Source organism: Streptococcus suis, from assembly GCF_046032535.1.
Lineage (GTDB): Bacteria > Bacillota > Bacilli > Lactobacillales > Streptococcaceae > Streptococcus > Streptococcus suis_AK.
This window is the reverse complement of record NZ_JARQPL010000013.1, coordinates 1-26,873: the sequence shown is the minus strand read 5'-3', so window position 1 is coordinate 26,873 and position 26,873 is coordinate 1. Positions and strand designations below refer to the sequence as shown.

General features: G+C 40.2%; 22 protein-coding genes and 1 pseudogene. 17 read left to right on the top strand and 6 right to left on the bottom strand.

Annotated features, from left to right (window positions below; genetic code table 11):
- Positions 1 to 31 precede the first annotated feature (31 nt).
- From P7J58_RS05735 to P7J58_RS05725, 3 genes are all read left to right on the top strand, one after another.
- Entirely contained in the window at positions 32 to 976 is a 945-nt protein-coding gene (locus P7J58_RS05735; RefSeq protein WP_408555917.1) for a DHH family phosphoesterase, read from the top strand.
- Positions 963 to 1,991, top strand: a complete 1,029-nt coding sequence (locus tag P7J58_RS05730) for an FAD:protein FMN transferase (RefSeq protein ID WP_408555918.1) — start codon at positions 963 to 965, stop codon at positions 1,989 to 1,991. The genes P7J58_RS05735 and P7J58_RS05730 overlap by 14 nt, the downstream gene beginning before the upstream one ends.
- Before the next feature lie 119 nt (positions 1,992 to 2,110).
- Positions 2,111 to 2,353: a type B 50S ribosomal protein L31 gene (locus P7J58_RS05725; RefSeq protein ID WP_012027466.1), complete on the top strand. Its 243-nt coding sequence runs from the start codon at positions 2,111 to 2,113 to the stop codon at positions 2,351 to 2,353.
- 101 nt (positions 2,354 to 2,454) lie between these two features.
- Here P7J58_RS05725 and P7J58_RS05720 read toward each other — a convergent pair whose 3' ends face one another.
- The gene (locus tag P7J58_RS05720) at positions 2,455 to 3,597 is read right to left on the bottom strand and encodes a tyrosine-type recombinase/integrase (RefSeq protein WP_408572567.1); all 1,143 of its coding nucleotides are present in this window, start codon (positions 3,595 to 3,597) and stop codon (positions 2,455 to 2,457) included.
- Between the two features lie 1,017 nt (positions 3,598 to 4,614).
- Here P7J58_RS05720 and P7J58_RS05715 point away from each other — a divergent pair.
- From P7J58_RS05715 to serB, 5 genes are all read left to right on the top strand, one after another.
- Positions 4,615 to 5,844 carry an FtsW/RodA/SpoVE family cell cycle protein gene (locus P7J58_RS05715; protein WP_099778023.1) on the top strand — a complete coding sequence of 410 codons (1,230 nt, stop codon included), beginning with the start codon at positions 4,615 to 4,617 and terminating at the stop codon, positions 5,842 to 5,844.
- A 13-nt stretch (positions 5,845 to 5,857) separates the two neighbouring features.
- Positions 5,858 to 6,397: a DJ-1 family glyoxalase III gene (locus tag P7J58_RS05710; protein WP_015647132.1), complete on the top strand. Its 540-nt coding sequence runs from the start codon at positions 5,858 to 5,860 to the stop codon at positions 6,395 to 6,397.
- Between the two features lie 181 nt (positions 6,398 to 6,578).
- Positions 6,579 to 8,531: a DNA topoisomerase (ATP-hydrolyzing) subunit B gene (gene gyrB / locus P7J58_RS05705; protein WP_408555920.1), complete on the top strand. Its 1,953-nt coding sequence runs from the start codon at positions 6,579 to 6,581 to the stop codon at positions 8,529 to 8,531.
- An 88-nt stretch (positions 8,532 to 8,619) separates the two neighbouring features.
- Entirely contained in the window at positions 8,620 to 10,344 is a 1,725-nt protein-coding gene (ezrA, locus tag P7J58_RS05700; protein WP_024377085.1) for a septation ring formation regulator EzrA, read from the top strand.
- Between the two features lie 51 nt (positions 10,345 to 10,395).
- A complete protein-coding gene (serB, locus tag P7J58_RS05695) occupies positions 10,396 to 11,031 on the top strand; it encodes a phosphoserine phosphatase SerB (RefSeq protein ID WP_032511538.1) in 636 nt (211 codons plus the stop codon).
- Positions 11,032 to 11,061: 30 nt separating this feature from the next.
- Here the strand turns inward: serB and P7J58_RS05690 are convergent, their stop codons facing one another.
- A complete protein-coding gene (locus P7J58_RS05690; RefSeq protein ID WP_024379738.1) occupies positions 11,062 to 11,712 on the bottom strand; it encodes an HAD family hydrolase in 651 nt (216 codons plus the stop codon).
- A gap of 107 nt (positions 11,713 to 11,819) precedes the next feature.
- Here P7J58_RS05690 and P7J58_RS05685 point away from each other — a divergent pair, with 107 nt between their 5' ends.
- Positions 11,820 to 12,947, top strand: a complete 1,128-nt coding sequence (locus P7J58_RS05685; RefSeq protein ID WP_408555921.1) for a glycerate kinase — start codon at positions 11,820 to 11,822, stop codon at positions 12,945 to 12,947.
- A 227-nt stretch (positions 12,948 to 13,174) separates the two neighbouring features.
- On the opposite strand, the gene P7J58_RS05680 is transcribed toward P7J58_RS05685, so the two are convergent.
- A complete protein-coding gene (locus P7J58_RS05680) occupies positions 13,175 to 13,627 on the bottom strand; it encodes a DUF1694 domain-containing protein (protein ID WP_172062651.1) in 453 nt (150 codons plus the stop codon).
- Between the two features lie 149 nt (positions 13,628 to 13,776).
- On the opposite strand from P7J58_RS05680, the gene eno reads away from it, so the two are divergent.
- Complete coding sequence (eno, locus tag P7J58_RS05675; protein ID WP_002935704.1) at positions 13,777 to 15,084, top strand: surface-displayed alpha-enolase; 1,308 nt, start codon at positions 13,777 to 13,779, stop codon at positions 15,082 to 15,084.
- Between the two features lie 336 nt (positions 15,085 to 15,420).
- Entirely contained in the window at positions 15,421 to 16,062 is a 642-nt protein-coding gene (locus tag P7J58_RS05670) for an HAD family hydrolase (protein ID WP_125177639.1), read from the top strand.
- A 32-nt stretch (positions 16,063 to 16,094) separates the two neighbouring features.
- On the opposite strand, the pseudogene P7J58_RS05665 reads toward P7J58_RS05670, so the two are convergent.
- Together P7J58_RS05665 and P7J58_RS05660 are read right to left on the bottom strand one after the other, a co-directional pair.
- Positions 16,095 to 16,279 (bottom strand): annotated as a pseudogene (locus tag P7J58_RS05665) (hypothetical protein).
- 63 nt (positions 16,280 to 16,342) lie between these two features.
- On the bottom strand, positions 16,343 to 17,347 hold the full coding sequence (locus tag P7J58_RS05660; RefSeq protein WP_172025906.1) for a beta-propeller fold lactonase family protein: 1,005 nt from the start codon (positions 17,345 to 17,347) through the stop codon (positions 16,343 to 16,345).
- A 136-nt stretch (positions 17,348 to 17,483) separates the two neighbouring features.
- On the opposite strand from P7J58_RS05660, the gene P7J58_RS05655 reads away from it, so the two are divergent.
- From P7J58_RS05655 to budA, 3 genes are read left to right on the top strand one after another with little or no spacing between them, the layout of a single operon-like run.
- The gene (locus P7J58_RS05655) at positions 17,484 to 18,650 is read left to right on the top strand and encodes an AI-2E family transporter (protein ID WP_029174488.1); all 1,167 of its coding nucleotides are present in this window, start codon (positions 17,484 to 17,486) and stop codon (positions 18,648 to 18,650) included.
- Positions 18,640 to 19,869 (top strand): tetratricopeptide repeat protein, encoded by a 1,230-nt coding sequence (locus P7J58_RS05650; protein WP_408555922.1) that lies wholly within the window; start codon positions 18,640 to 18,642, stop codon positions 19,867 to 19,869. Before P7J58_RS05655 ends, P7J58_RS05650 begins: the two co-directional genes overlap by 11 nt.
- Positions 19,870 to 19,872: 3 nt before the next feature.
- Positions 19,873 to 20,589 (top strand): acetolactate decarboxylase, encoded by a 717-nt coding sequence (budA, locus tag P7J58_RS05645; RefSeq protein ID WP_024377919.1) that lies wholly within the window; start codon positions 19,873 to 19,875, stop codon positions 20,587 to 20,589.
- 25 nt (positions 20,590 to 20,614) lie between these two features.
- On the opposite strand, the gene P7J58_RS05640 is transcribed toward budA, so the two are convergent.
- Positions 20,615 to 22,273 carry an NFACT family protein gene (locus tag P7J58_RS05640; protein WP_408555923.1) on the bottom strand — a complete coding sequence of 553 codons (1,659 nt, stop codon included), beginning with the start codon at positions 22,271 to 22,273 and terminating at the stop codon, positions 20,615 to 20,617.
- Between the two features lie 305 nt (positions 22,274 to 22,578).
- On the opposite strand from P7J58_RS05640, the gene licT reads away from it, so the two are divergent.
- The 3 genes from licT to P7J58_RS05625 are packed head-to-tail and all read left to right on the top strand — an operon-like array spanning position 22,579 to position 26,709.
- Positions 22,579 to 23,418, top strand: a complete 840-nt coding sequence (gene licT, locus P7J58_RS05635; RefSeq protein ID WP_012775252.1) for a BglG family transcription antiterminator LicT — start codon at positions 22,579 to 22,581, stop codon at positions 23,416 to 23,418.
- Between the two features lie 10 nt (positions 23,419 to 23,428).
- Positions 23,429 to 25,270 carry a beta-glucoside-specific PTS transporter subunit IIABC gene (locus P7J58_RS05630; RefSeq protein WP_408555924.1) on the top strand — a complete coding sequence of 614 codons (1,842 nt, stop codon included), beginning with the start codon at positions 23,429 to 23,431 and terminating at the stop codon, positions 25,268 to 25,270.
- A gap of 14 nt (positions 25,271 to 25,284) precedes the next feature.
- Positions 25,285 to 26,709: a glycoside hydrolase family 1 protein gene (locus tag P7J58_RS05625; protein WP_408555925.1), complete on the top strand. Its 1,425-nt coding sequence runs from the start codon at positions 25,285 to 25,287 to the stop codon at positions 26,707 to 26,709.
- The last annotated feature ends 164 nt before the right edge of the window (positions 26,710 to 26,873 follow it).

The window sequence follows — 26,873 nt, the reverse complement described above, 5'->3', positions numbered from 1 at the left end:
GTTTATGCTAAAATGATGAAAAGGAGTTGCTATGACAATTTACAGTAAAATTATTGAAAAAATTTGCGAATACGACACAATCATCATTCATCGTCACCAACGACCAGATCCGGATGCCATTGGCAGTCAGGTTGGCTTGCAGAAACTCTTGCAGAAGAATTTTCCTGAAAAAACCATCAAGGTAACCGGTTTTGAGGAACCAAATCTTGCTTGGATGGCAGGAATGGATCAGGTTTCCGACCAAGATTATCAAGGAGCCTTGGTTATCGTAACGGATACTGCCAATACAGCCCGTGTGGATGATGACCGCTACACTCAGGGTGAATTCCTGATTAAAATCGACCACCATCCAAATGAAGAGCCTTATGGTGACCTGCTCTGGGTCAATACGGAAGCTAGTTCTTGCAGTGAAATGATTGCAGAATTGGCCCTTCAAAGTCAGTTGGAATTGGACGGGGAAACTGCTCGTCTACTCTATGCAGGAATTGTGGGCGATACAGGCCGCTTTCTCTATCCAGCAACCAGCTCTCGCACCTTTGAGATTGTTGCTCGTCTCCGCCAAGAAGATTTTGACTTTGCAAGGATGTCTCGCCAGATGGACACCATTGATTTCAAGATTGCCAAGCTGACTGGCTACGTCTACGACAACTTGGAAGTCGATGAGCATGGTGCGGCACGGGTCATTTTGACTCAGGATATCCTCAAAAAATACGGGGTGACCGATGCGGACACTTCCTTTATCGTTGGGGCTCCAGGACGGATTGGAATCGTTCAATCTTGGGGGATTTTTGTGGAACAAACTGACGGAAATTACAGGGTTCGTTTGCGCAGTAAGTATCTTCCAATCAACGAGATTGCCAAGCGCCACGATGGCGGTGGCCACCCACTAGCCAGCGGTGCTAACTCTTATTCTCTTTCCGAAAATGAGCAAATCTACCAAGAAATTCAAGAGGTCGTGAGGAATGCAAGCAAGTAGTCGCTCCCTTCGTCTAATGGGAACCATCATAGAAACTAAAATATGGCATCCAGATGCAGAACCAATTTTAGATCAGGTCGAAGAGTTACTTTATCTTTATAAAGATCGGTTTTCTGCCAATGATTTGACTTCTGAATTGATGGAGGTCAATCTAAACGCAGGTGTTCAAGCAGTTCCAGTTGCCGATGACCTGTATGAATTGATTAAATTGGGCAAGGAACACAGTCTGGCTGAAGGAAGTTTTTTGAATATTACCATTGGTCCCCTTGTGCAAAGTTGGCGGATTGGATTTAGTGATGCCAAACTTCCCAGTCCTGAAGTTATCTCAGAAAAACTCCAGCTCATCAATCCAAGGGACATCGAATTAGATGATGAGGAGCAAACGGTCTATCTAAAAAAAGAAGGCATGGCCATTGATTTGGGTGCCCTAGCCAAAGGTTATGTGGCAGATAAGATTGTCGACTTCTTGAAAAGAATAGGTGTGGAGGCTGGACTGATTAATCTGGGAGGAAATGTCTTAACTTTCGGTCAGGCTCCACATAATCCAGATGGTTGCTGGCGAATTGGGATTCAGGATCCACAGAAAACACGGGGTGAGAATGCCCTCGTCCTCAAAATAGGAGAAGAATCAGTAGTTACCTCTGGTATTTACGAAAGAACCCTTACCGTGAATGGAAAGACCTATCATCATATTTTGAGTCCTGAGACCGGCTATCCAATGGAGTCGCAGCTGGCTAGTTTGACCATTGTGTCCAAACAATCTGTTGACGGTGAGATTTGGACGACTCGACTGTTTGGTCAAGAAATAACTCGGATTTATAAGATGGTAGAAGAAACGGATGGTATCGAAGCGGTTCTGATTGGGCTGGATGGCAGGATTCTAGTGACCTCAGGGCTTTCTGAGAAAGTTCTTGCTGGTAAAGAAAGAATTTCTGATAGCTTGGGCAGTCCTTCAAGAGGGGGATTTGGCGCCAGAGTAACTTTTGACCTTGTTTCAGGTGCTTCCGTACTATAACTTGAAAAAAATATTAAAAAAATAGGTAAAAAGACTTGCCATAAGAACAAACTTTTGGTAAACTTAAATGGTTATAATCTATGGCTCGGAAAGAGTCCATGGCAGAAAGGAATTTTAAAATGAAAAAAGATATCCATCCAGAATATCGCACTGTTGTCTTCATGGACACAACTACTGGCTACAAGTTCCTTAGCGGTTCAACTAAGAAATCTAACGAAACAGTTGAATTCGAAGGTGAAACTTACCCATTGATCCGTGTGGAAATTTCATCAGACTCACACCCATTCTATACTGGACGTCAAAAGTTCACTCAAGCAGATGGACGTGTGGATCGCTTCAACAAAAAATACGGTCTCAAATAATCAGCGTTATAAAACCGTTAGAAACGTTGATTTTAAGCCATTCCCGAGCCGTGGGAGTGGTTTTCTTTTTGAAAAAGTAACGAAAAAAGTAACGGCTGGCGTTACATTCCCAAAAATTGGGCAAACTTTTCAGCCGTTTTTTCTTTTGTATTTTCCGTAACATGAGCGTAAATATTCATAGTTGTTTTAATATCTTCATGCCCTAATCTTTCTTGTACTTCCTTAATCGATGCCCCAGCTTCAAATAATAAGCTACAATGAGTATGGCGGAAACCGTGGGGCGTTATATAAGGCAAGTCATATTTTTTCAGAATACAACGTAGATTATAGTTTATATAATCAAAACTATGGGCGTTGCCTGTTTCTGCTGGAAAAACTAGGTCAGTTGGTTTCACGCGCTGGGGGAAGTTTAAAAATTGTCTAGTCTTTTCCCACTTTTTCAGAATAGACACGGTAATAGGGTCAAGCGTGATAGTGCGCTTACTCTTTTTTGTTTTGGGTGTTTGATAGACGATACTGTTATTTTCTCCGTAGGCTACTATTTGGCTAACTGATAAACGTGAGGTAAAGAAGTCTAAGTCTTTCCACCGTAGGGCAAGAACTTCGCTTTTTCTCATACCTGTAAAGGCGAGTAAGCGGAAAATACAGGCTATTTCTTCCTTGTCTTCCTTTGCTACGCAGTCTAGGAACTTTTGCAAGTCTTCACGGCTGTAGAAGTTCTCTTTTTTCTTTTCTTCTTCATCTACTTCAGAGGATTTACGGGGCTTTATTATTTTCTTCATGGGGTTATCATGAATATAGCCCAGATTTACCGCAAAATCTAAAACCATCTTAGTCATACCGATAAAGTTAGCATATTTCTTGTAGCCCTTAAACCATTCTTGTGCCTGTTTTTGGCACATTGGTAGGCTTATTTTATCCACGTAGCACGCGCCAAAGGCTGGAATGATATGTAGGTCTGCTTGTGCCTTTTGTCTGGCGTATGTACTAGCCTTCACGGTGTTTTTATAGTGTTCTAGCCATATCTTATAGACTTCCTCAAAGGTTATTCTATCTGGCTTATCAAAAAATCCGTCTTGCTCCACTTTTAGAAGTAGCTGGCTTTCAGCTATTCGGGCTTCTTTTTGAGTTTTAAAACCGCTCTTTTTTACGCGCTTTTCTTTGCCTGTAAGTGGGTCTATACCTACATACGCAATATAAGAGTATCTAACAGAGCCGTCTTTTAGTTGGTATTGTTTAATCATTTGTTTATTCCTCCTATTGGTTTCCCCACCTAATCGAAAGAATAAAATAGTATGCGCGTGTTTATAAGTGGTTTCTAATATTGTTGCTAAGAATGAAAAAAAGTGCCTAGCAAAACTAGACACCTCACGCAAATATACACCCTCGGGCGTTATAAATGCTTTCTCCGTTTATCTAGTTTATAGTATTTGGGATTAAATATCAATTATAAAAATATGGTTGCTTACACGTTGCCATGTGTAAGCGGGGAGAATTTGACAACAAAATAAACTATCTGATAAGATATACAAGCCCCCCTTGAATTTACTGAAGGGAGGTGGTTTAGTTGCTAGAGCTTATCCTCACAAGTATTCTAGCGCCGTTATTGGTTAATATCTTGATTGAAGTAGTTAAGTATTATTTAGACGATAACGACGACTAACCCCAAACAGGGGCAAACAAAAACCCTCAACGCTGGCACGTTGGGGGCTTTTTTGATTTAGTGCTAGAATTGTCCTCACAACAATTCTTTACACTATGATTATACCCCCATTATAGGTTATATGTCAATCAATTTGTATATTTCCACGCGCCGACCTGCTGGGGTTGGCGTTTTCCGTAACATCGTAGAATAACAATAAAAGGCAGAATAAAAACTATTCCACCTTTTTGTAATGACAAAATTAAAAAAGCCCTTAACTGTTGGCTGGCATACCACACAGGCAGCTTACGACAATACGCAGACACAAACAGGATTACAAGTAGCCTTTTCTATACTTAATATAGTAATCATTTAAAGAATAGCTGAAAGCCTTGATACGTATTTTATGATTTGTGCACTAGTAATACTCTTTGAAAATCAAAATTATCCGTTGTCAAGAGCCTTGAGGAACTCCAGTTCTATCTTCGACTTCGTTTCCTAGGCTACTTTTGATTTTCGTTGAGTATAAATCGTATTCCCACTGATGTAACTAGATTTTTAGTTTCAATGAGAGATGATTTCTGCTATAATGGAACGAGTAAGAATTTGAAGTGAAAGTATGAGGAAATTGATGAAAAATAGGGGAACAATCGATAGTCGAGTAGACTACTCACTTATTTTACCGGTCTTTTTTTTATTAGTTGTGGGGATTATTTCTCTCTACATTGCGGTTAGTCAAGATTATCCGAATAATGTTGTACAGATGGTTGGTCAACAAATTGCTTGGATAGGAATTGGAACAGTGGCAGCTTTTTTGGTCATGTTCTTTTCCACTAAGTTTCTGTGGCAAATCACACCTTACTTGTACGTACTTGGGCTAGGACTTATGGTATTGCCTTTGTTTTTCTACAGTCCAGACTTAGTAGCGTCAACGGGAGCAAAAAACTGGGTAACGATTGGTGGAATGACTCTTTTTCAACCATCCGAATTTATGAAAATAGCCTACATCATTATGTTGTCAAGGGTGATTGTCACCTTTCACAAACATTATCCAAATCGAAAAATTCGTGAGGATTTTATGTTGATTGGTTATATGACACTGTTTACTATCCCAGTCTTGATTTTGTTGGCCTTACAGAAAGATTTGGGAACCTCCTTAGTATTTGTAGCAATCTTTAGCGGAATGCTTCTATTATCTGGAGTTTCTTGGAAAATTCTATTACCGACTGCCTTAACGGGGATCGTTTTGGTTGGTGGATTTATGCTGATTTTTATTTCTCCTGGTGGAACAACATTCCTCCACAATTTGGGGATGGATACTTATAAAATCAATCGTATTGCAGCCTGGCTTGATCCCTTTAAAAATGCCCAATCAACGACCTACCAGCAAGCTCAAAGTTTGATAGCTATCGGAAGTGGTGGCTTAAAAGGACTAGGTTTCAATAAAACAAATCTTCTGATACCGGTTCGAGAAAGTGATATGATTTTTACGGTGATTGGAGAGGACTTTGGTTTTATTGGTGGGACGGTATTGATTGTACTATACTTGTTGCTCATTTATCGAATGTTGCGGGTAACGTTGAAGTCAAACAATCGATACTACACCTACATATCAACTGGCTATATCATGATGCTCTTGTTCCATGTGTTTGAAAATGTTGGCGCTGCAACGGGTTTGTTGCCTTTAACAGGTATTCCTTTGCCGTTTATCTCCCAAGGTGGTTCGTCCATGGTTTCAAATCTGATTGGTGTTGGTCTAGTGCTGTCAATGGGGTATCAGTCACGACTAGCTGATGAGAAGGAAACAAATCGATCACGTCGCTATAGAAAAATTACGATAAAACGTTAGAAAGTTGGTTTATATGACAAGAGTTGCGGTTGTTTTAGCCGATGGTTTTGAAGAAATCGAAGCATTGGCCCCTGTAGATGTATTCCGTCGAGCTCATTTTGACTGTCAGATTGTTGGTTTAGATAGTCATGAAGTGGAGGGGTCGCACGGTATTCGTGTTCAAACTGACCAAGTCTTTGATGGAGACCTGTCTTCCTTTGATCTGATTGTGTTACCAGGAGGAATGCCAGGTTCTGTCCACCTTAGAGATTCAGAGTCACTGATTACGGAATTGCAAAGAGCGGTTGCATCAGGAAAATCAGTAGCAGCAATCTGTGCGGCTCCAATTGTTCTGGATAAGGCTGGTTTGTTAGATAGTCGTCACTATACATGTTTCCCAGGGAAAGAAAAAGACATTCCGTCAGGTATTCATCTGGAAGAGGATGTGGTCGTTGATGGTCCAATTATCACTAGCCGAGGCGCTGGAACAAGTTTGGATTTCGCCTATAAATTGGTTGATTTATTTGGTGGAGATGGGGAAAGCCTAGCTCAAACAATGGTTTATCATAGTTAAAGTAATGAAGAAGATGGAGCTAATGTTTCCTCTTCTTTTTTCTATCAAAATATTAGAAAATATGGTATAATAAAGGGTATTCGTTAGAATGATTTTTGCTCTAAAAATATGTCTCGCTTTTATCCATATGGATTGGCTTTTCTATTTTTAAGGAGCAACAAATAGAAAATAAGGAAAAGAAATGACAGAAGAAATCAAAGATTTACAAGAGAAGGCTCAAGAATATGATGCCAGTCAGATTCAAGTCTTGGAAGGTCTTGAAGCTGTTCGAATGCGTCCAGGGATGTATATCGGCTCAACATCTAAAGAAGGTCTCCATCACTTGGTTTGGGAAATTGTCGACAACTCAATCGATGAGGCGCTGGCTGGTTTTGCAAGCAAGATTGAAGTCTTTATCGAACCAGATAATTCCATTACAGTAGTGGACAATGGGCGTGGTATCCCAGTAGATATTCAAGAAAAAACTGGTCGTCCGGCCGTAGAAACAGTTTTCACCGTTCTCCATGCCGGAGGAAAATTTGGCGGAGGCGGATATAAGGTTTCTGGTGGTTTGCATGGCGTAGGCTCATCCGTAGTAAATGCCCTTTCGACCCAGTTGGATGTCCATGTTTATAAGAATGGTCAAGTTTATTTCCAAGAATATAAACGAGGCGAAGTGGTTGCGGATTTGAAAGTTGTAGGAGAAACGGACCGTTCTGGTACGACTGTTCATTTTACGCCAGACCCAGAAATTTTTACAGAAACGACTGAGTTCGATTTTTCAAAACTAAATAAACGTATTCAAGAGCTTGCCTTCTTAAATCGTGGTCTAAATCTATCTATTACAGATAAACGCGAAGGATTAGAACAGACCAAAGAATATCATTACGAGGGTGGTATTGCTTCCTACGTGGAATACCTCAATGAAAACAAGGATGTTATTTTTGATACTCCTATTTATACAGAAGGGGAGATGGATGATATCACCGTTGAAGTTGCCATGCAATATACAACAAGCTATCATGAAAATGTTGTTAGCTTTGCCAACAATATCCACACCCATGAAGGTGGTACCCACGAACAAGGTTTCCGTACGGCTCTGACTCGTGTTATCAATGACTATGCCAAGAAGAATAAAATCCTCAAGGAAAATGATGATAACCTAACGGGTGAGGATGTGCGTGAGGGTCTGACAGCTGTTATTTCTGTCAAACATCCTGGACCTCAGTTTGAAGGGCAAACCAAGACAAAGTTGGGTAACAGTGAAGTTGTAAAAATTACCAATAGACTCTTTTCCGATGCATTCGGGGAATTTCTTTTGGAAAATCCTCAGATTGCAAGAAGAATTGTTGAAAAGGGAATCTTGGCAAGTAAGGCTCGTATTGCAGCTAAACGAGCACGTGAAGTAACCCGGAAAAAATCTGGACTTGAAATTTCAAATCTTCCTGGAAAACTTGCAGACTGTTCATCAAATGATGCAACTAAGACAGAGCTATTTATCGTCGAGGGAGACTCTGCAGGAGGTTCAGCAAAATCTGGTCGTGACCGTGAGTTTCAGGCTATTTTACCGATTCGTGGTAAGATTTTGAACGTAGAAAAAGCCAGCATGGACAAGATTTTGGCAAATGAGGAAATCCGTAGCTTATTTACCGCTATGGGAACTGGCTTCGGTGCTGACTTTGATGTGACTAAGGCTCGTTATCAAAAATTGGTTATTATGACCGATGCAGATGTTGACGGGGCCCATATTCGTACCTTGCTTTTGACACTTTTTTATCGTTACATGAGACCGATTGTCGAAGCTGGATATGTTTATATTGCACAACCTCCGATTTATGGTGTTAAAGTTGGTAGTGATATTAAAGAGTATATTCAACCAGGAGTAAATCAAGAGCAAGAATTGCAAGATGCCTTAGAAAGACATAGTACGGGACGGTCCAAGCCAACGATTCAACGTTACAAAGGTTTGGGAGAAATGGATGATCATCAGTTGTGGGAAACTACGATGAATCCTGAAAATCGTCTCATGGCACGCGTTTCAGTTGATGATGCGGCAGAAGCCGATAAGATTTTTGACATGTTAATGGGGGATAAGGTTGAACCTCGTCGAGAGTTTATCGAGGAAAATGCTGTTTATTCAACATTGGATGTCTAAAAACTAAAAAAACAAGTGCATATACTAGAGATTTATGGTATAATTAAGCGATATTTTCTAGTAATTACTATGAGCTAAGGAGATTTACATGCCTACAGGAACAATCATCTTAATCGTTTCGATTGTTATTATTTTAATCATTGCCTATGTAGCTTGCCTGATTGTTCGTAAACGAAATGACAACCTTTTGGTTGCATTGGAAGAACGTAAGGAAGAGCTATTTAACCTTCCAGTTAATGAAGAAGTCGAAGCTGTCAAAGCACTTCATTTGATTGGTCAAAGTCAGGTGTCATTCCGTGAATGGAATCAAAAATGGGTTGATTTGTCGCTCAATTCATTTGCCGACATTGAAAATCATATCTTTGAGGCAGAAGGCTATAACAATGCCTTTCGCTTTGTGAGTGCAAAGAATGCTATAGACAGTATCGAAAGCCAAATTGATTTAATTGAAGAAGACATCGCCTCTATCCGTCATGGTTTGATGGAGTTGAAGGAGCAAGAAGAGAAAAACTCTGGTCGTGTAAAACATGCGTTAAACTTGTTCGATAGTTTGCAGGAAGCTGTTCGTGAAAATCCAGATAGCTACGGTGAGACATTACCAGAACTTGAGAAGCAATTGAAAAATATTGAAGTTGAGTTTTCTGAATTTGTGATGCTCAATTCCTCAGGTGACCCGATTGAAGCTTCTGAAATCCTTGATAAGGCTGAAGAGCATATGATTGCTCTCAATCAAATCATGGATCGCATTCCAAGTTTGATTGAACGAGTTACAAAAGATTTCCCAGAGCAATTGGAAGATTTGGAGTCGGGTTATCGTAAACTGGTTGAGCAGAATTATTTGTTCACAGAAGCTAACATCGAGTCACAGTTCCAAAATATTCGCGTTTCAATTCGTGAAAATACTGCTTTGATTGTTTCCTTTGATTTGGATGCCGCAGAAGCTGAAAATGAGGGAATTCAAGCAAAAATTGATCATTTGTATAAAGTCTTCAATCGTGAAATCGAAGCGAATAAGGAAGCTGTTAAGATTAGTAAAAACTTGCCAAAATTCTTGGAGCATGTTGTCCAAAATACACAGCTCTTGGATGAGGAAAGCCAACGCCTAAATGCAACTTACTTGCTGGCAGATAGCAAACTTTCACGGATCAATCAGCTTAAAGCTCGTTTGGAATCGATTGAAATTGTTGTTACAGAAAGTGTGGAGGACATTGAAAATCCACAAGTTGCATATTCTATTTTGGAAGAGCGTTTGGACCATTCATTGGCAAGTTTGAAAGAAATCGAAGAGGAGCAGCTGGTTTTAGCTGACTATCTTAAATCACAAGAATTGTCAGAGAACACAGCGCGTAAGAAAGCTACACTTTATATCAACAAATTGCATACCCTTAAGCGTTATATGGAAAAACGCAACCTTCCAGGAATTCCAGCTGAATTTTTAACAAACTTCTTTAGAACGAGCGATCATGTGGAAGCCTTGATTGCTGAGTTAGACTATAAACGAATCAATATCGAAGTTGTTAACCGTTTGTTGGAAAATGCAACGTATGATATGAATCAATTGGAAGAGTTGGCGTATTTGATTGTGCAAAATGCGACTTTAACAGAGCAGTTGCTACAATACTCTAACCGTTATCGTTCATTCGATGAAAGTGTGCAAAAAGCATTTAACCGTTCATTATCAATTTTTGAAAAGGATTTTGATTACCAAGCAGCATTTGAAGAAATTTCATTTGCTCTGGAAACAGTTGAACCTGGTGTAACAGAGCGTTTTGTACGTTCATACGAAAAAACTCGCGAAGCCATTCGCTACTAGATAAAAAGCCATTTGGCTTTTTATTTTTATACTTTGAAAGGAATATCGGAGATGACAACTGGATTATTAGTTATGGATGTTGATTCAACATTAATTTTGGAAGAAGGGATAGATTTACTTGGAGAAGAGGCCGGTTTAGGAGAGCAAGTTGCAGCAATTACCGAACGTGCTATGCGTGGGGAATTGGATTTTGAAGAAGCCTTACGTGAACGTGTGGCGTTGTTAAAGGGACTACCTGTTTCTGTGTTTGATCGAATTATCCAAAAAATCCACTTTACGCCTGGAGCAGCAGAATTAGTCTCAGAATTAAAAATGCGAGGCTATAAGGTAGCAGTCGTTTCGGGCGGGTTTCATGAAACAGTCGATCGACTAGCTGCACAGTTAGAGTTAGACTATGTTCGGGCTAATCGATTAGAAGTAGTAGATGGAGTATTGACGGGACAAGTGTTGGGGGAAATTGTAACGAAAGATACTAAAAAAGCATGTTTAGAAGAATGGGCGACAGAAAATGGGCTGAGTCTATCTCAAACGATTGCCATGGGGGATGGAGCAAATGATCTACCAATGATTCAACGAGCAGGAATTGGAGTAGCTTTCTGTGCTAAACCGATTGTCCAAGAACAGGCGCCCTACCAAATAAATGAAAAAAATCTCTATAAACTAATAGAGATTTTAGATAGTAAATAACGAGAAGTCAGCTGAGTGCTGACTTTTCTTCTATTCTGTTGTCAGTAAAACCCTTTTCAAATCTTGGACGGTTTCGACTATCATGGTGGCCCCAGCCTTTTCAAATTCCTGTTTGCTCCCATAGCCGTAAAGAACACCGATGGCGGGAAGTTGGTGCATGCGTGCTCCTTCAATGTCATGTTCCCTATCTCCAATCATCACAGCATGTTTTGGAAATGCTTCTAATTGATTTATAGCATAGCCGATGACGTCCGCCTTACTGATGCGACTACTATCCAGACTAGCACCGGCAATGACATCAAAGTAGTGAGCGATACCAAAATGTTCTAGAATCTGTTTGGCAAATATTTCTGGCTTTGAGGTAGCAATTACTAGTGTTTTTCCAGCCGTTCTCAATTCTTCAAGCAGAGGGATGATTCCAGGATAGAGTTGATTTTCAAACATTCCTTTTTCTTTAAAATAGACACGGAAAGCATCAACTGCACTTTGTGTATCTTCAGGGCTGAGTTGATAGAATCGTGAAAAAGATTCATAGAGTGGCGGGCCGATGAATCGGTTTAAATTGGCTGTATCTGGTTCTTCGATTCCCATTTTTTCTAGTGCGTAGGCGACGGAGTTTAAGATTCCTTGTCCAGAATCAGTAAGTGTTCCATCTAAGTCAAATAATATAGTTTGATACATACTTATCTCCTTTCTTTCAGTATAACACAGACGATGAAAAACAGAAAAGATTTATTGAAAGCTGAATAGGAGTGTGATATACTAATAATATAAAGGAGGTTAGTACCATGCATATTCTCATTGCTCCAGATTCATTTAAAGAGTCTCTTTCAGCTACAAAGGTTGCTGAAGCGATTAAAAAAGGATTTTCTAAGGTTTACCCACAAGCAGGGTATGACTTAATTCCCCTAGGAGATGGTGGCGAAGGGACAGTTGAGAGTCTAATGCAGGCCTTATCCTTGGATGGAACGCAGACTTGGGTGACAGGTCCATTTGGAGATAAAATTAAGGTTTCCTATGCGGTTAAAGATGATCTTGCAGTTTTTGAAATGGCTGAGATTGTAGGGCTGGCAAGTATCCTGCATGAAAGAAGGAGTCCTCTCTTTATTAAGACACAAGGGGTTGGGGAGCTGATTGTGGAGCTTGTTCAAAATGGTGTTAAACGCATATTTATAGGAGTAGGTGGCTCTGCCAGTCATGATGGTGGTATCGGAATGGCGGCAGGTTTAGGAGTGAAATTTTATAATCGAGCGGGAAAAGAAGTAGAGGCAATTGGAGCTCATATCGGGGAGATTGTCAGCTATTCCACAGAGGATATGTTGGTAGATCTATCTCAGGTCAGGATTGATTTGGTAACGGATGTGGAGAATCCGCTTTGCGGACCAGCGGGTGCCACATTTGTTTTTGCAGGTCAGAAAGGTCTTGCCTCTGCCGAATTTGAACTAGTAGACAAGAAAATGGAGTCCTTTTATAAATTGGTTAATCCAATGCTACTCGATTTAGCAGGAGCGGGTGCTGGAGGAGGCATGGCAGCAGGTCTAGTCCAATTTGCAGGTGCTCGCATTCAAAAAGGCATCGACTTTGTCTTGGATCAGTTGGACTTTGATCATCGCGTCGCCAAAGCGGATCTGGTTGTGGTCGGAGAAGGGCGGATGGATGCCCAAAGCTTATCAGGGAAGACTCCGGTAGGAGTGGCTAGACGGACTCCAGCAGGGATTCCCATCATTGCAATTTGTGGTAGCCTCAAAGACGATCTTCCCGAGTTTCCTTTTGAAAATATCTGCGCCGCTTTTCCGATAATTGCAAGCGTTGAAAGTTTGGAGGACACGCTTCAGAAAGCAGAAAAAAACCTGGTCCGCACGGCAGAACAGGTGGCAAGAATTCTTCAGTTAGGAGGCCAACAAAGATGGAATTAGTGAAATATGTGGCTATTATCTTATTTATTTTTATTTGTCTCGCAAAGCTAGTATCCGTTATGAGACTTTCCGAAAAAGACAGAGGAACGGAAACGAATGTAATAAAGGCAAATGGAGCAGTGTTCTTTTTCAATGAAAAAAATGAAAGAGGCAGATTGCTAGGAATTCTTTGTCTATCCTGTATTATTTTCATTTTAGTGTGTATCCTAGTTCAGTGATAAATAAGTCTAACTAAATAATTTTTTCCAGAAGGAAGGTTTTGCATCTTCCTTTTTTTCTTCTGGTTTTGAGATAAGATTTGGAAATATGGATTCTAAGCTAACTTCTTCATTATCCACAGCGTGATTTGTGTGAAAGACAAGTGCGTAGGGAGATTGTCCTATTTTTTCATCGATGATAGCGGTAGTAATACCGAAGTTCTGAGCAATTTTTAGTAGTGAAATTTGTTGCTTGTCAGACAGGGCTGGCGAGAGTTTGAGGAATAGAGGAGAGTAGCTGTTTGCTAGTTTTTGGCAAATTGTATCAAACTTATTTCCGACGACTTCACTACTCAAATCGTCAAAGGAAACGAGTAGGACAACCCGTTCACGATAGGTTCCCATGTATAGACGTTGTTCATCTGGATTCAATCGTGTTTCGCCAGAGGCTTTCTGTAGTATGGTAGTATTTAAATCGTTCATGATTTCAGTATAACATACTCAGTTAATTTTGAAAAGGAAGGCGTTTACATTATTTCTTTCAGTAAAATAACCTGTTTTTTCTTGAAAAATCCCTTCTTTTAGGGTATGATAGCTATGTAACTATTTTAAACTCAAAGGAGAGTAATATAATGTCAATTATTACTGATGTTTACGCTCGCGAAGTCCTTGACTCACGCGGTAACCCTACACTTGAAGTTGAAGTTTATACTGAATCAGGTGCTTTCGGACGTGGTATGGTTCCTTCAGGAGCTTCTACTGGTGAGCACGAAGCAGTTGAGCTTCGCGACGGTGACAAATCTCGTTACCTTGGTCTTGGTACTCAAAAAGCTGTTGACAACGTGAACAACGTGATTGCTGACGCTATCATCGGTTTTGACGTTCGTGATCAACAAGCTATCGACCGCGCTATGATCGCTCTTGACGGTACTCCTAACAAAGGTAAATTGGGTGCAAACGCAATCCTCGGTGTTTCTATCGCTGTTGCGCGTGCTGCTGCTGACTACCTTGAAGTGCCACTTTACACTTACCTTGGTGGATTCAACACTAAAGTATTGCCAACTCCAATGATGAACATCATCAACGGTGGTTCTCACTCAGACGCTCCAATCGCTTTCCAAGAATTCATGATCTTGCCAGTTGGCGCTCCTTCATTCAAAGAAGGTCTTCGTTGGGGTGCTGAAGTATTCCACGCTTTGAAGAAAATCTTGAAAGCTCGTGGTTTGGTAACAGCTGTTGGTGACGAAGGTGGTTTCGCTCCTAAGTTCGAAGGAACTGAAGACGGTGTTGAAACAATCATCGAAGCAATCGAAGCTGCTGGTTACGAAGCTGGCGAAAACGGCATTATGATTGGTTTCGACTGTGCGTCATCTGAATTCTACGACAAAGAGCGTAAAGTTTACGACTACACTAAATTCGAAGGTGAAGGTGCAGCTGTTCGTACATCTGCAGAACAAATCGACTACCTTGAAGAATTGGTTAACAAATACCCAATCATCACTATCGAAGATGGTATGGATGAAAACGACTGGGATGGCTGGAAAGCTCTTACTGAGCGTCTTGGCAAACGCGTTCAATTGGTTGGTGACGACTTCTTCGTAACAAACACTGACTACCTTGCACGTGGTATCAAAGAAGGTGCTGCTAACTCAATCCTTATCAAAGTTAACCAAATCGGTACTCTTACTGAAACATTTGAAGCTATCGAAATGGCTAAAGAAGCTGGCTACACTGCCGTTGTATCACACCGTTCAGGTGAAACTGAAGATTCAACAATCGCTGACATCGCAGTTGCAACTAACGCTGGCCAAATCAAGACTGGTTCATTGTCACGTACAGACCGTATCGCTAAATACAACCAATTGCTTCGTATCGAAGATCAACTTGGTGAAGTTGCAGTCTACAAAGGCTTGAACTCATTCTACAACTTGAAAAAATAAAACAGTCTGGGAGACTGTTTTATCCCTGAGCTAGAATAGCGAAGGTTATAATAAGAACAAGTCTGGAAATTTCCAGACTTGTTTTTCGTAGTACAGTGTACTAATTTATCCCCGAGTTAGAATAACGAGGGTTATAGTAAAAACAAGTCCGAAGATTTTCGGACTTGTTTTCAATGTCTGGGAGACTGTTTTATCCCCGAGCTAGTATAGTGAGGGATTAGTAAAACTCTTTAGGTTTTCCTAGGGAGTTTTCTTTGCCTTGATATTGATAAAATGATATTCTAAAAAGGTAGATTAACTTAAGTATTCTCATGTTGAAAAGAGATGGAGAGCGGGATGATAGAGTGGATATTTTTTGATTTGGGTTCGACGCTTTTAGATGAAGAGGCTGCTTATGGTTATTATATAGACAAGTGTGTGAAGAAGTTAGAGTCTCTGGATATAGAGGTTTCATCAGATTCTTATAAAAAGAAAATGGTGGAGTATGCTCATAAGTCGCTGGATCCCATTCGTGCGACCTGGCACTATTTTGCACCGACCGAGCCACGTCCTTTATGGACAAATGAGGGTGTGAGCCTGTATCCTGAAACAATAGATGCTCTAGAGAAGTTATCACAAAACTATCGATTGGGGATTATTGCCAATCAGTCTAGTAGTGTTAGAGATCTGCTTAAAGAGTGGGGAATTGAGTCTTATTTTCAACTCATCATCCTCTCTGAAGAGGTTGGGCTATCTAAACCAGATACAACTATTTTCACACTTGCCTTGCAAAAAGCAAACATCCCTGCAGATAGAGTTGTCTATGTCGGGGATAGGTATGATAATGATATTCTGCCTGCTAAATCTTTGGGAATGTGGACTGTACGGATACTGACAGGTTTTGGAAAGCATGCCAGTGAAAATGAAAAATTGAAGAGCGATTGGGTAATTCCCTCATTGCAAGAGATAACAAATATTTTTGAACAAACAAAAAACTAGACTGAACATTCTCAGCCTAGTTTTTACATGTATTAGAACAAGCCTTTAACTTTATCTAAAAGACCGTTAACACCTTCAGAACCTGATAACAAGCCTTTTGCTTGTTCCAAGTATTTACCGAATTGGTCCTTTTTTCTTCGATAAATTGTTTTGCACCATCAAAGTCTTTGTTTGCAATCAATTCTTTTACTTGGTTAAAAAGATCTACTGGATTCATGGTGAAAACACCTCCTATGAAACTATTAAACCAAAACTGGACGGATTTCACAACTGAAACGACTTATAAAAATGTAACGCAAACTGCTTCAGGAACATAGAAATCGTGTGAAAGCTCAGTCAAACAGCCATTTTCGGCATCTCTTTCGAATACAGTTGCATTGTCAGAATCTTGATGGACAACAATCAAATGCTTTTCATCAGGACTAAGCGTGAAATCGCGAGGAGTTTTCCCATTTGTTGGGGCGATTTCAACTAATTCTAAGCTGGCATCAGCAAGCGTTTTGTAGACTGCGATAGAGTCGTTTCCGCGGTTGGAGCCATAAATAAATTTACCATCCTTTGTGATGCGAATAGCGGCAGTACCGTTGAAACCAGTATGGTCTTCTGGGAGAGTAGAGACAGTTTGTAGGTGTTCAAATTGTCCCCAGCCGTCATAGATAAGCACCTCAATAGTTGAATTGAGTTCACAGATGAGATAGGCGGTTTTTGCGACAGGATGGAAGACAATGTGACGTGGACCACTTCCTGGCGCAGCCTGATAGGTTGCGATTTTCTCTACTTTTCCTTGGTCAGATACCTTATAGGTTACCACTTGATCACATCCTAAATCACAGGTTACTAAAAATTTATCGGGCGTCAAATCAGAAAAGTGAACGTGGGCGGAAGCTTGATTTTCGTGCGGCCCAGATCCTTCGTGTTGAGCGACATCAGCTAATTCTAGCGAACCATCCGCCAAACGTTTATAAACAAGTAGTTGCCCTTTGTGGTAATTGGAGCCATAAACTAAATCTCTTGTTTCATCTACAGCGACATAGCAAAGTGGTGCGCCCTCTGATACAACATGGTTGAGTAGAGTATAGTCAGCATTAAAGGCAGCGATACCTCCTAGACCATTTTCAGCGCCGACGGAGTATAGATGTCCGGCCTTATCAAAGGCAAGGTAGGTAGGGTTAGGTTCTTCAGTGACCAATTCTAGATTGCTAAGTTGTCCTGTTTCAGAATCAAAATTTGCTTTATAAATTCCTTTTGATTCACGTTTTGTGTAGGTACCGAAATAGATAGTCATAGGATTCTCCTTTTTGGAAATGATTGATAAAATTATACCATGTTTTTCTGAGAAAGTCGTATAAATTCTGTAGTTGATTTTTACAAAAATCCTTTCTCCATGTTACAATAGAAAAAAAAGACTAGGAGTGTATTAGATGGAAGATAAGCATCAAAAATTTAGTCTGACTTGGTTTTTCCGCTTGTTTTTAAATAGCCAAGCGGTGACATTTTTATTGGTAACCTTGCTGACTTTTTTGACCATATTTATTTTTAGTAAAATTAGTTTTTTATTCAGACCAATAGGAAGCTTTTTAGAAATTGTATTGTTACCGATGATTTTAACAGGTCTTTTGTATTACCTATTAAATCCGATGGTTGACTGGATGGAAAAGCATAAAATTTCTCGTACAGTTGGTATTTCCATTCTCTTTGTTTTAATCAGTCTTCTCATTATCTGGGGACTGGCGGTGGCAATTCCGAGTATTCAAGAGCAAGTGACATCTTTTGCGCAAAACCTGCCAGCAAATATCCAAAAAATCGAAGGGCAAGTGACGAGCTTATTGCAGGACCAAAGATTTGAACAATTTCGTCCTACTGCATTGGAATTGTTAAATAAGGTCAATGATCAAGCAGTTGCTTATGCTCAGAAGTTTTCCTCAAGTGCTGTGAACTGGGCAAGTAATTTGATTTCAACCGCTTCACAGATTATTGTTGCTGTTCTGATTATGCCTTTTATTCTCTTTTATCTGTTACGGGATGGTCAGTATTTGAATAAACACATTACCCAATATCTACCAACCAAGTGGAGAGAACCGATTGGAACAGTACTATCAGATGTGAATGGGCAATTATCAAACTATGTTCGTGGTCAGGTGACCGTTGCGATTATTGTTGCCCTGATGTTCTCAGTGATGTTCTCAATCATTGGTCTTAGCTATCCAATAACTTTGGGGGTGATGGCTGGTTTCCTCAATCTAATTCCGTATTTGGGTTCTTTCTTGGCCATGATTCCAGCTGTTATTTTAGGATTGATTGCTGGTCCAATCATGCTGATAAAGGTTTTAGTAGTCTTTATGATTGAGCAGACTATAGAAGGTCGTTTTGTGACGCCATTGATTATCGGAAGCTCCCTAAGTATTCATCCGATTACCATTTTGTTTGTATTATTGACAGCTGGTCAGATGTATGGTGTCCTAGGAGTTCTTCTTGGAATTCCAATATATGCCTCTATTAAGGTTTTAGTGAAAGCGGCATTTGAATGGTACAAGGCACACAGTAGTTTGTATGAAGATGAAGAAAATGAGGTTGTGAATGAACAATAGTGAAAAAATGTTGGTTTGTTTGGATCAACAGGATTTAGACAAGGCAGATAAGTATTTCAAGCGCGCCTTGGTGCAAGATGATAGCGAAACACTTTTGTCCTTGGCAGCCTACTTAGAAGGCATTGGTTTTTTCCCACAGGCTAGACAAATCTATGAACAGGTCAAAGAAGAATTTCCCGAAGTACTGATCAATCTTGCCCAAATAGCATTTGAAGATGGCTTGGTTGAAGAGGCTTTCGGATATTTGGAGGAAATTTCGGAAGACAGTTCTGTCTATGTGGAAGCCTTGTTGGTCAAGGCAGATTTGTATCAGGCAGAAGGCTTGTCGGATGTGGCGCGTGAAAAATTGCTAGAAGCAAGTCACTTATCAGCTGAACCCATTATCCTCTTTGGCTTGGCGGAACTGGACATGGAATTGGAATACTTTAAGGAGGCTATTTCCTACTATGCCCAGCTGGATAATCGTGAAATCTACGAATTAACGGGAGTTTCTACCTATCAGCGAATTGGTATTGCCTATGCAAGTTTGGGAAAATTTGAAGCGGCCATTGAATTTTTGGAAAAGGCTGTTGAGTTGGAATACGATGATCAGACGGTTTTTGAGTTAGCAGCTCTGCTATTTGAACGAGAAGAATACCAAAAGGCCAATCTCTATTTCAAGCAGTTGGATACCATCAATCCTGATTTTGAGGGCTATGAATATGCCTATGCTCAGTCGCTTCATGCCGAGCATAAGATTGATGATGCCTTGGCTATGACTCAAAAAGGCCTGGCTAAAAATGACTTTGATGCCAATCTCTTGCTCCAGGCTTCTCAGTATGCCTATGAATTGCATGATGAGGCGGGGGCAGAAGATTATCTTCTACGGGCAAAAGAGGTGGCAGATGATAGTAACGAACTAGCTCTGCGCTTGTCCAATCTGTATCTTGAGCAGGAACGATTTGAAGAGGTTGTGGCTTTATTTGATGAAGAGGTAGATAACGTTCTAGCTCGCTGGAATGTGGCCAAAGCCTATCAAGCTCTAGAAAGAGATGATGAAGCTATTGAGCTTTACGATGAATTGGCTGGAGAATTGGCTGAGAATCCTGAATTTTTGGCTGATTACGTAGCGGTTTTACGTCAACTTGGTCGTTTGGATGAGGCAAAAGAGCAAGCTAGTCGTTATATCCAATTGGTGCCAGACGATTTAGCCATGCAAGAATTTTTGAATGAAGAGTAGGTTATGCAAGTAAATCGATTATTTCAATACAATACCTTAGGTGCCTTAATGGCTGGACTGTATGGCGGCTCCTTGACGGTTGGCGAATTGTTGGAACATGGTGATTTGGGTTTGGGAACCCTGGATTCCATTGATGGCGAGCTGATTGTTTTGGATGGAAAGGCTTATCAGGCCAAGGGAGCAGGGGAGAAACCAGAAGTGGTTGAAGTTCCAGCTGATATGAAAGTTCCCTATGCGGCGGTCATTTTCCATGAGGCAGAAGTGATTTTCAAACAACGCTTTGAAATGACTAGCGATGAATTACACCAGCGGATTGAATCCTATTATGATGGGGAAAATCTTTTTCGCTCCATCAAAATAAAAGGGACGTTTTCGCATATGCACGTGCGTATGATTCCCAAATCAGCTTCTGACGTCCGTTTTGCGGAAGTGGCAAGTCGCCAGCCTGAGTATACCGCTGAGAATATTTCAGGTACCATTGTTGGTATTTGGACGCCAGAGATTTTCCATGGTGTCAGTGTGGCTGGCTATCATTTGCATTTTATTTCGGATGATTTGACATTTGGCGGGCATGTCATGGACTATGTTATCTCAGAAGGAATGGTGGAAGTGGGACCAGTAGATCAACTAGACCAACGTTTTCCTGTTCAAGACCGCCAGTATCTTTTTGCTAAGTTCAACGCTAAGGAAGTTAGAGAAGATATTGATAAGGCGGAGTAGGTTTCAATACAGAAAAATCCATGAACTAGATTTTCATGGATTTTATTTTGTCTTCAGTTGGGGTGACACGGAGGGTCTTCTGACCGCGGTAGGTCACAAAACCTGGCTTGCCACCTGTTGGTTTATGGAGTTTTTTGGCTTCAATCATGTCGACTTGGACCAAGTTAGAATGTCTAGCCTTAGAGAAGTAGGCTGCCAGCTCCGCCGCGTCTGTCTTGACCTCGTCGCTTGGGTCCAAGTTATCTGTGATGACCACGTGGCTACCAGGAATGTCTTTGGCATGGAACCAGAGTTCGCCTTTTTTGGCCATTTTGAAGGTCAGCTCATCATTTTGCAGGTTATTTTTCCCAACCAGAATAATGGTTTTCCCATCCGTCGCTAAGTAACGCTCGGGTTTCTGACGCTTATGGATTTTCTCACGGTGGCGCCGCTTGAGGTAGCCTGTTTCAATCAGCTCCTCACGGATTTCGTCGATTTCTGCCAGACTAGCCTGTCCCAGCATGGTATCAACGGACTCCAGATAGACAATGGTTGCCTTGGTCTCCTCAATCAAGTTGGTCAGGTGCTTGACCGCTTCCTTGAGTTTTTGGTATTTCTTGAAGTAACGTTGGGCATTTTGGCTAGGCGTCAAAGCCACATCCAACTCAATCTCCAGCTCCTGGCCCGTATAGTAGTTGTCTAACCGCACACTTGGCTGGTCATTTGGCACCTGATGCAGATAGGTGGTCAAGAGCTCACCCTTTTGCCGCACCAACTCCGCCGTCTCTGTATCCGCCAATTCCTGCTCCTGCTTGACCAACTTCTTGCGATTCTTCTCCAGCTCACTGGCCACCCGCTTGATCAGCTCATTGGCCTGCTGGGCCACCCGATCCCGCTCCGCCTTGTCCTGATAGTAGAAGTCCAGCAGACTGCTCAGGCTCTCAAAGTATGGCTGGTTTTCAGGGCTATTGGCAAATGGCAGAGCAGCATAGGACTTGTCTGTCAGGCTAGGCTGTGTTGCCTGTTCAAAAAAGGCACGGAAGTTCTTCAGGCGGTCTGACTGCAAATGACTGGCCAGTTCAGAAGCCGTATCCCGACCCAAACCTTGAAAAAGTTGTTGGAGATTTTTTGGACTCAGTTCCTGAGTCGATAGGATTTCAAATAATTTCTCGTCAGATACCGTGTAAGGATTGAGAGAATGCGTCTCCGGTGGACGAATGTAGGTGGAACCAGGCAAAATGGTTCGGTAGGAATTTTGCGAGAAACCGACATGCTTGATAGCCTCGATAATCTTTTGTTCAGACTTATCTACCAAGATGATATTGCTGTGCTTGCCCATGATTTCCACAATCAAGGTAGCTTGGATATGGTCGCCAATCTCATCCTTGTTGGACACCGAAAATTCTAAGATGCGGTCATTGTCCAACTGACGAATCTCCTCGATAATGGCTCCCTGCAAGTATTTCCGCAGAATCATGGTAAAGGTATTGGGCACTTTTGGATTGGTAAAGTCCGACTGGGTCAGCTGAACCCGCCCGAAAACCGAATGGGCAGACAGGAGCAATTTATGGCTCTGACGGTTGCTGCGGATGTTGAGGACAATTTCCTGCTCAAAGGGCTGGTTGATTTTCTGAATCCGCCCACCTTCTAAATTGGCCTGTAACTCAGCCGTCATGTGATGTAAAAAAAATCCGTCAAAAGACATGGTTTTCCTCTTTCTAATAGCTATAACTCAGTCTAGTATATCATAAATCAGTGACTTTTTAACGAAGGGGACTAAAAGAAGTATTCTTAAATTTTTATAAATTATTGACAAATTCTTTAATTTATATTAAAATTGAAAATGGTTACAGAGTTATTAAGTTTTTTAAGCTAGAAGTACCAACTAATAATTGAAATAAAAGGATGTTATCGCTTTAAGGCGAGCAGGAACCTATTTAAATGAATCGATACGATATATGTCGATTTCTTTTAAGTAGGTTCTTTTATTTTAAGTTTAAAGGAAAATTTATGATCATAAAGCGTGTATTAAATCATAATGCAGTCATAGCACAAAATAATAAGAACGTTGATATCTTGTTGTTCGGTAAAGGAATTGCATTTGGAAAGAAGGTCGGAGATGCGATACCACCTTCTTCGATAGAAAAAAGTTTTTTGCTCAAGAATAGCGATAATATGAATCGCTTTACGGAACTATTTATCGATGTTCCTATTGAATTGGTTTATGTTTGTGAGAAAATAATAAATTTAGGAAAGATAACACTTGGAAATCATTTTGATGAGATTATTTACATCAATTTGACAGATCATATCAATTCTAGTATAGAAAGACATAAGGAAGGAGTAGTCGTTACTAACCCTCTTAGATGGGAAATTGCCAAATATTATAAAGAAGAGTTTGAACTGGGGAAAAAAGCATTATCCATCATAAAAAAAGATTTACATGTCGAACTCCCAGTTGATGAAGCAGCCTTCATCGCTTTGCATTTTGTCAATGCGAATTTGGAAAATATTTTTCAAGAATCTTATCGTATTACTGGAATTATCATGAAGATTGAACAAATTATTCAAGACTATTATTCTACAGAATTCAATCAAGATTCTATTGATTACTACCGATTCATCACACATGTTAAGTTGTTTGCTCATCGTTTGGTAGAGGGGAATGAATACCATGATGAAGATGATGTGGATCTTTTAGAGTTAATGAAAAAGAAGTATCCAAGAGAGTACCAATGTGGAACTCGAGTAGCGGACTTTATTCGGTTAGAATATGATTATCTACTGAGTCCAAGTGAATTAGTCTATTTAATTGCTCACATTCGGCGTTTAACAAAAAATTTATCATAAGGAGTCTATTATGAAGTACAAGAATACTGCATTGGCAATCCTAGAGGCAGTCGGAGGAGAAAAGAATGTTCTTCGTGCAACCCATTGCGTTACTAGATTGCGACTGGAACTGAAAGATGAGGATATCGTGTCCGATGAACGTGTTAAATCCATTTCCGGAGTCATTGGCATTATGAAAAAAAATGGACAGTATCAAATCATCTTAGGTAATGATGTAGCTAATTACTATAAAGAATTTACTGCATTAGGAAAATTTGATTCTGATTCAGTTCAACAGGTAAAAAAAGCAAATGTCTTAGAACAAGTCATCGAGTATATCGCTGGCTCTATGACACCTCTTATTCCAGCTATGCTTGGTGGAGGTATGATAAAAGTTCTAGTCATTGTCTTACCGATGTTGGGGCTTTTAAAAGCTGATTCCCAATCTATTTCATTTTTAGCCTTTTTTGGAGATGCACCATATCACTTTATGCCGATTTTTTTGGCCTACTCAGCTTCACAAAAACTTAAAGTTACACCTACTTTAGCCATGTCGGTTGCTGGTATTTTGCTACATCCTAATTTTGTTCAAATGGTATCTACAGGTGATCCACTTCATTTTTTAGGTGCCCCTGTCACACCTGCTAGCTATGGTTCATCAGTTATTCCAATTCTTATTATGGTTTGGCTAATGAAGTATATTGAAGCTGTTTTTAACAAGGTCACTCCAGCTGTAACGAAAAGTTTCTTACAGCCAACCTTGGTCCTGCTTGTTTCAGGTTTCATAGCTTTAGTTCTTGTTGGACCTCTCGGCGTTATTGTTGGTGAAGGATTATCGCAATTGGTTGAACAAATGCATGGTGTAGCTGGTTGGTTAACTTTAGCAGTTCTTGGAGCAATCATGCCATTTATCGTTATGACCGGTATGCACTGGGCTTTTGCACCGATTTTTTTGGCGGCTTCAATCGCGACACCTGATGTACTGATTCTACCAGCGATGTTAGGTTCTAACTTGGCACAAGGTGCCGCATCTATGGCAGTTGCATTTAAGAGTAAAAATAGTAACACGAAACAAATAGCCTTTGCAGCTGGATTTTCAGCTTTATTTGCTGGTGTCACTGAGCCTGCTTTATATGGTGTTACTCTAAAGTATAAAAAACCATTGTATGCAGCAATGATTGGTGGTGGTCTAGCAGGATTATTTGTTGGTTTGACAGGCGTAAAAGCATACCTTTTTGCAGTACCTTCTCTCATTGCTTTGCCACAATTTATTTACTCTGAAGCGGCTTCAAATATTACTAACGCTATGATTGCTGCGGCAATTTCAATTATTGTCACATTTATTTTAGCCTATTTCCTAGGTATCGATGAAGAAACGTCAACAGTTAATTTAGAAAAAGTAGCACCTGGCATTTCAAGTAGAAAAAATGTCTTCTCTCCTCTTTCAGGTCAAATTCTCCCTTTAGAAAAAGTTAATGATGCAACGTTTTCAAAAAAAATGCTTGGAGAAGGAGTTGCAATTATCCCTAAGGATGGAAAAGTCTATGCTCCATTTGATGGGGCTGTTACCAGTCTTTTTCCAACAAAACATGCAATCGGTTTAACAAGTGATGAAGGGGTAGAGTTGCTTATCCACTTTGGATTAGAAACTGTCGAGCTAAAAGGAAGAGGTTTTGTAAGCCATGTTTCAGATGGAGAAAAAGTTGAAAAGGGTCAACTGATGCTGGAAGTGGATGTAGAAATGCTTGTCGCAGAAGGGTACGATATAGTGACTCCTGTAGTTGTTACAAATACACAGGAATATCTGGATGTTCTCTTGCTTTCGACAAAAGAGGAAGTTAACTATGCTGATGATTTATTAGCAGTCTTATAATTAGAGGAGGGTATATGTCAATTTTTCCAGACAATTTCTTATGGGGAGGAGCAGTAGCTGCAAACCAAGTAGAAGGTGCATATAATGAGGGAGGAAAAGGATTATCCGTTCAAGATGTTCTCCCCAATGGTGGACTGGGTGAAGCTACCCAAGAACCAACGGAAGATAATTTGAAATTACAAGCTATTGATTTTTACAATCGATACAAGGAAGATATAGCCCTGTTTTCAGAGTTGGGATTTAAGGTATTTAGAACATCAATTGCTTGGAGTAGAATATTTCCGAATGGCGATGAAGAATTTCCAAATGAAGAAGGGCTACAGTTTTATGATGAACTTTTTGATGAACTTCTAAAGAATGGTATAGAGCCTCTTGTAACTCTTTCTCACTATGAAACTCCCCTGTATCTGGCAAGGAAATATCATGGCTGGGTGGATAGAAAAATGATTCACTTCTTTGAAAAATTTGCTCGTACAGTTTTTGAGCGATACAAAGATAAGGTTAAGTACTGGTTGACATTTAACGAGGTCAATTCTATCTTAGAACTGCCTTTTACAAGTGGTGGAATTGACTTGCCGAATGAAGAACTTTCAAAACAAGATTTATATCAGGCCATTCACCATGAACTTGTAGCTTCTAGTCTTGTTACCAAAATTGCTCATGAAATTATTCCTGACTGTAAGGTTGGCTGTATGGTCTTAGCTATGCCGACCTATCCAATGACACCCAATCCTGAAGATGTTTGGGCGGCTCATGCCTATGAAAATTTGAACTATTTATTTTCGGATATACATGTTAGAGGATATTATCCTAATTATGCCAAAAGATACTTTAAAGAAAATGGCATAAAGATTACTTTCATGGAAGGTGATGAAGAGTTATTAAAAAATAATACGGTTGATTTTCTCTCCTTCAGTTATTATATGAGTATTACTCAGGCAGCAGATCCATCAAAATATTCATCTGGAAAAGGAAATATCTTGGGTGGTTTGGTCAATCCTTATTTAGAAGCTTCTGATTGGGGTTGGCAGATTGATCCAATTGGTTTAAGATTGATACTAAATCGTTACTATGATCGATACCAGATTCCTTTATTTATTGTTGAAAATGGTTTGGGAGCTAAAGATCAGCTAGTGAAGGATGAGGCTGGTGGTTTGACTGTTCATGACGATTATCGAATTCAATACATGCAAGAACACCTTTTACAAGTTGCGGAGGCGATACAGGATGGCGTAGAAGTCATGGGTTATACTTCTTGGGGCTGTATTGATTGTGTATCTATGTCTACCGCACAATTATCTAAAAGATATGGACTAATTTATGTTGATAGAAATGATGATGGAAGCGGCAGTCTAACTAGATATAGAAAGAAATCATTTTACTGGTATAAAGAAGTTATTCAATCCAATGGCAGTATCCTGGGCAATAGTTCAAAATAGACTCTTAAGGTATTAAAAAAATTTGGTAAATTCTCAAAGTAAGTTCTAGTTCCCGTCCTGCCAGAAGTTACTCTGAGAAAACTGCACAACATCAACAGAATTTAGTCTCAGACTAAGTTCTGTTTTTGACTAAAAATGTTGATAGTAGTGAGTTTTAGGGTTGA

Bases quoted from the DNA above. Each gene is read 5' to 3' on its own strand.
- P7J58_RS05655 (WP_029174488.1), top strand. From the start codon at position 17,484: ATGGAAGATAAGCATCAAAAATTTAGTCTGACTTGGTTTTTCCGCTTG.
- P7J58_RS05660 (WP_172025906.1), bottom strand. From the start codon at position 17,347: ATGACTATCTATTTCGGTACCTACACAAAACGTGAATCAAAAGGAATT.
- P7J58_RS05720 (WP_408572567.1), bottom strand. From the start codon at position 3,597: ATGATTAAACAATACCAACTAAAAGACGGCTCTGTTAGATACTCTTAT.
- P7J58_RS05730 (WP_408555918.1), top strand. From the start codon at position 963: ATGCAAGCAAGTAGTCGCTCCCTTCGTCTAATGGGAACCATCATAGAA.
- P7J58_RS05715 (WP_099778023.1), top strand. From the start codon at position 4,615: ATGAGGAAATTGATGAAAAATAGGGGAACAATCGATAGTCGAGTAGAC.
- P7J58_RS05710 (WP_015647132.1), top strand. From the start codon at position 5,858: ATGACAAGAGTTGCGGTTGTTTTAGCCGATGGTTTTGAAGAAATCGAA.
- budA (WP_024377919.1), top strand. From the start codon at position 19,873: ATGCAAGTAAATCGATTATTTCAATACAATACCTTAGGTGCCTTAATG.
- P7J58_RS05735 (WP_408555917.1), top strand. From the start codon at position 32: ATGACAATTTACAGTAAAATTATTGAAAAAATTTGCGAATACGACACA.
- ezrA (WP_024377085.1), top strand. From the start codon at position 8,620: ATGCCTACAGGAACAATCATCTTAATCGTTTCGATTGTTATTATTTTA.
- gyrB (WP_408555920.1), top strand. From the start codon at position 6,579: ATGACAGAAGAAATCAAAGATTTACAAGAGAAGGCTCAAGAATATGAT.
- licT (WP_012775252.1), top strand. From the start codon at position 22,579: ATGATCATAAAGCGTGTATTAAATCATAATGCAGTCATAGCACAAAAT.
- P7J58_RS05725 (WP_012027466.1), top strand. From the start codon at position 2,111: ATGAAAAAAGATATCCATCCAGAATATCGCACTGTTGTCTTCATGGAC.
- P7J58_RS05630 (WP_408555924.1), top strand. From the start codon at position 23,429: ATGAAGTACAAGAATACTGCATTGGCAATCCTAGAGGCAGTCGGAGGA.
- serB (WP_032511538.1), top strand. From the start codon at position 10,396: ATGACAACTGGATTATTAGTTATGGATGTTGATTCAACATTAATTTTG.
- P7J58_RS05640 (WP_408555923.1), bottom strand. From the start codon at position 22,273: ATGTCTTTTGACGGATTTTTTTTACATCACATGACGGCTGAGTTACAG.
- P7J58_RS05650 (WP_408555922.1), top strand. From the start codon at position 18,640: ATGAACAATAGTGAAAAAATGTTGGTTTGTTTGGATCAACAGGATTTA.
- P7J58_RS05625 (WP_408555925.1), top strand. From the start codon at position 25,285: ATGTCAATTTTTCCAGACAATTTCTTATGGGGAGGAGCAGTAGCTGCA.
- eno (WP_002935704.1), top strand. From the start codon at position 13,777: ATGTCAATTATTACTGATGTTTACGCTCGCGAAGTCCTTGACTCACGC.
- P7J58_RS05680 (WP_172062651.1), bottom strand. From the start codon at position 13,627: ATGAACGATTTAAATACTACCATACTACAGAAAGCCTCTGGCGAAACA.
- P7J58_RS05670 (WP_125177639.1), top strand. From the start codon at position 15,421: ATGATAGAGTGGATATTTTTTGATTTGGGTTCGACGCTTTTAGATGAA.
- P7J58_RS05685 (WP_408555921.1), top strand. From the start codon at position 11,820: ATGCATATTCTCATTGCTCCAGATTCATTTAAAGAGTCTCTTTCAGCT.
- P7J58_RS05690 (WP_024379738.1), bottom strand. From the start codon at position 11,712: ATGTATCAAACTATATTATTTGACTTAGATGGAACACTTACTGATTCT.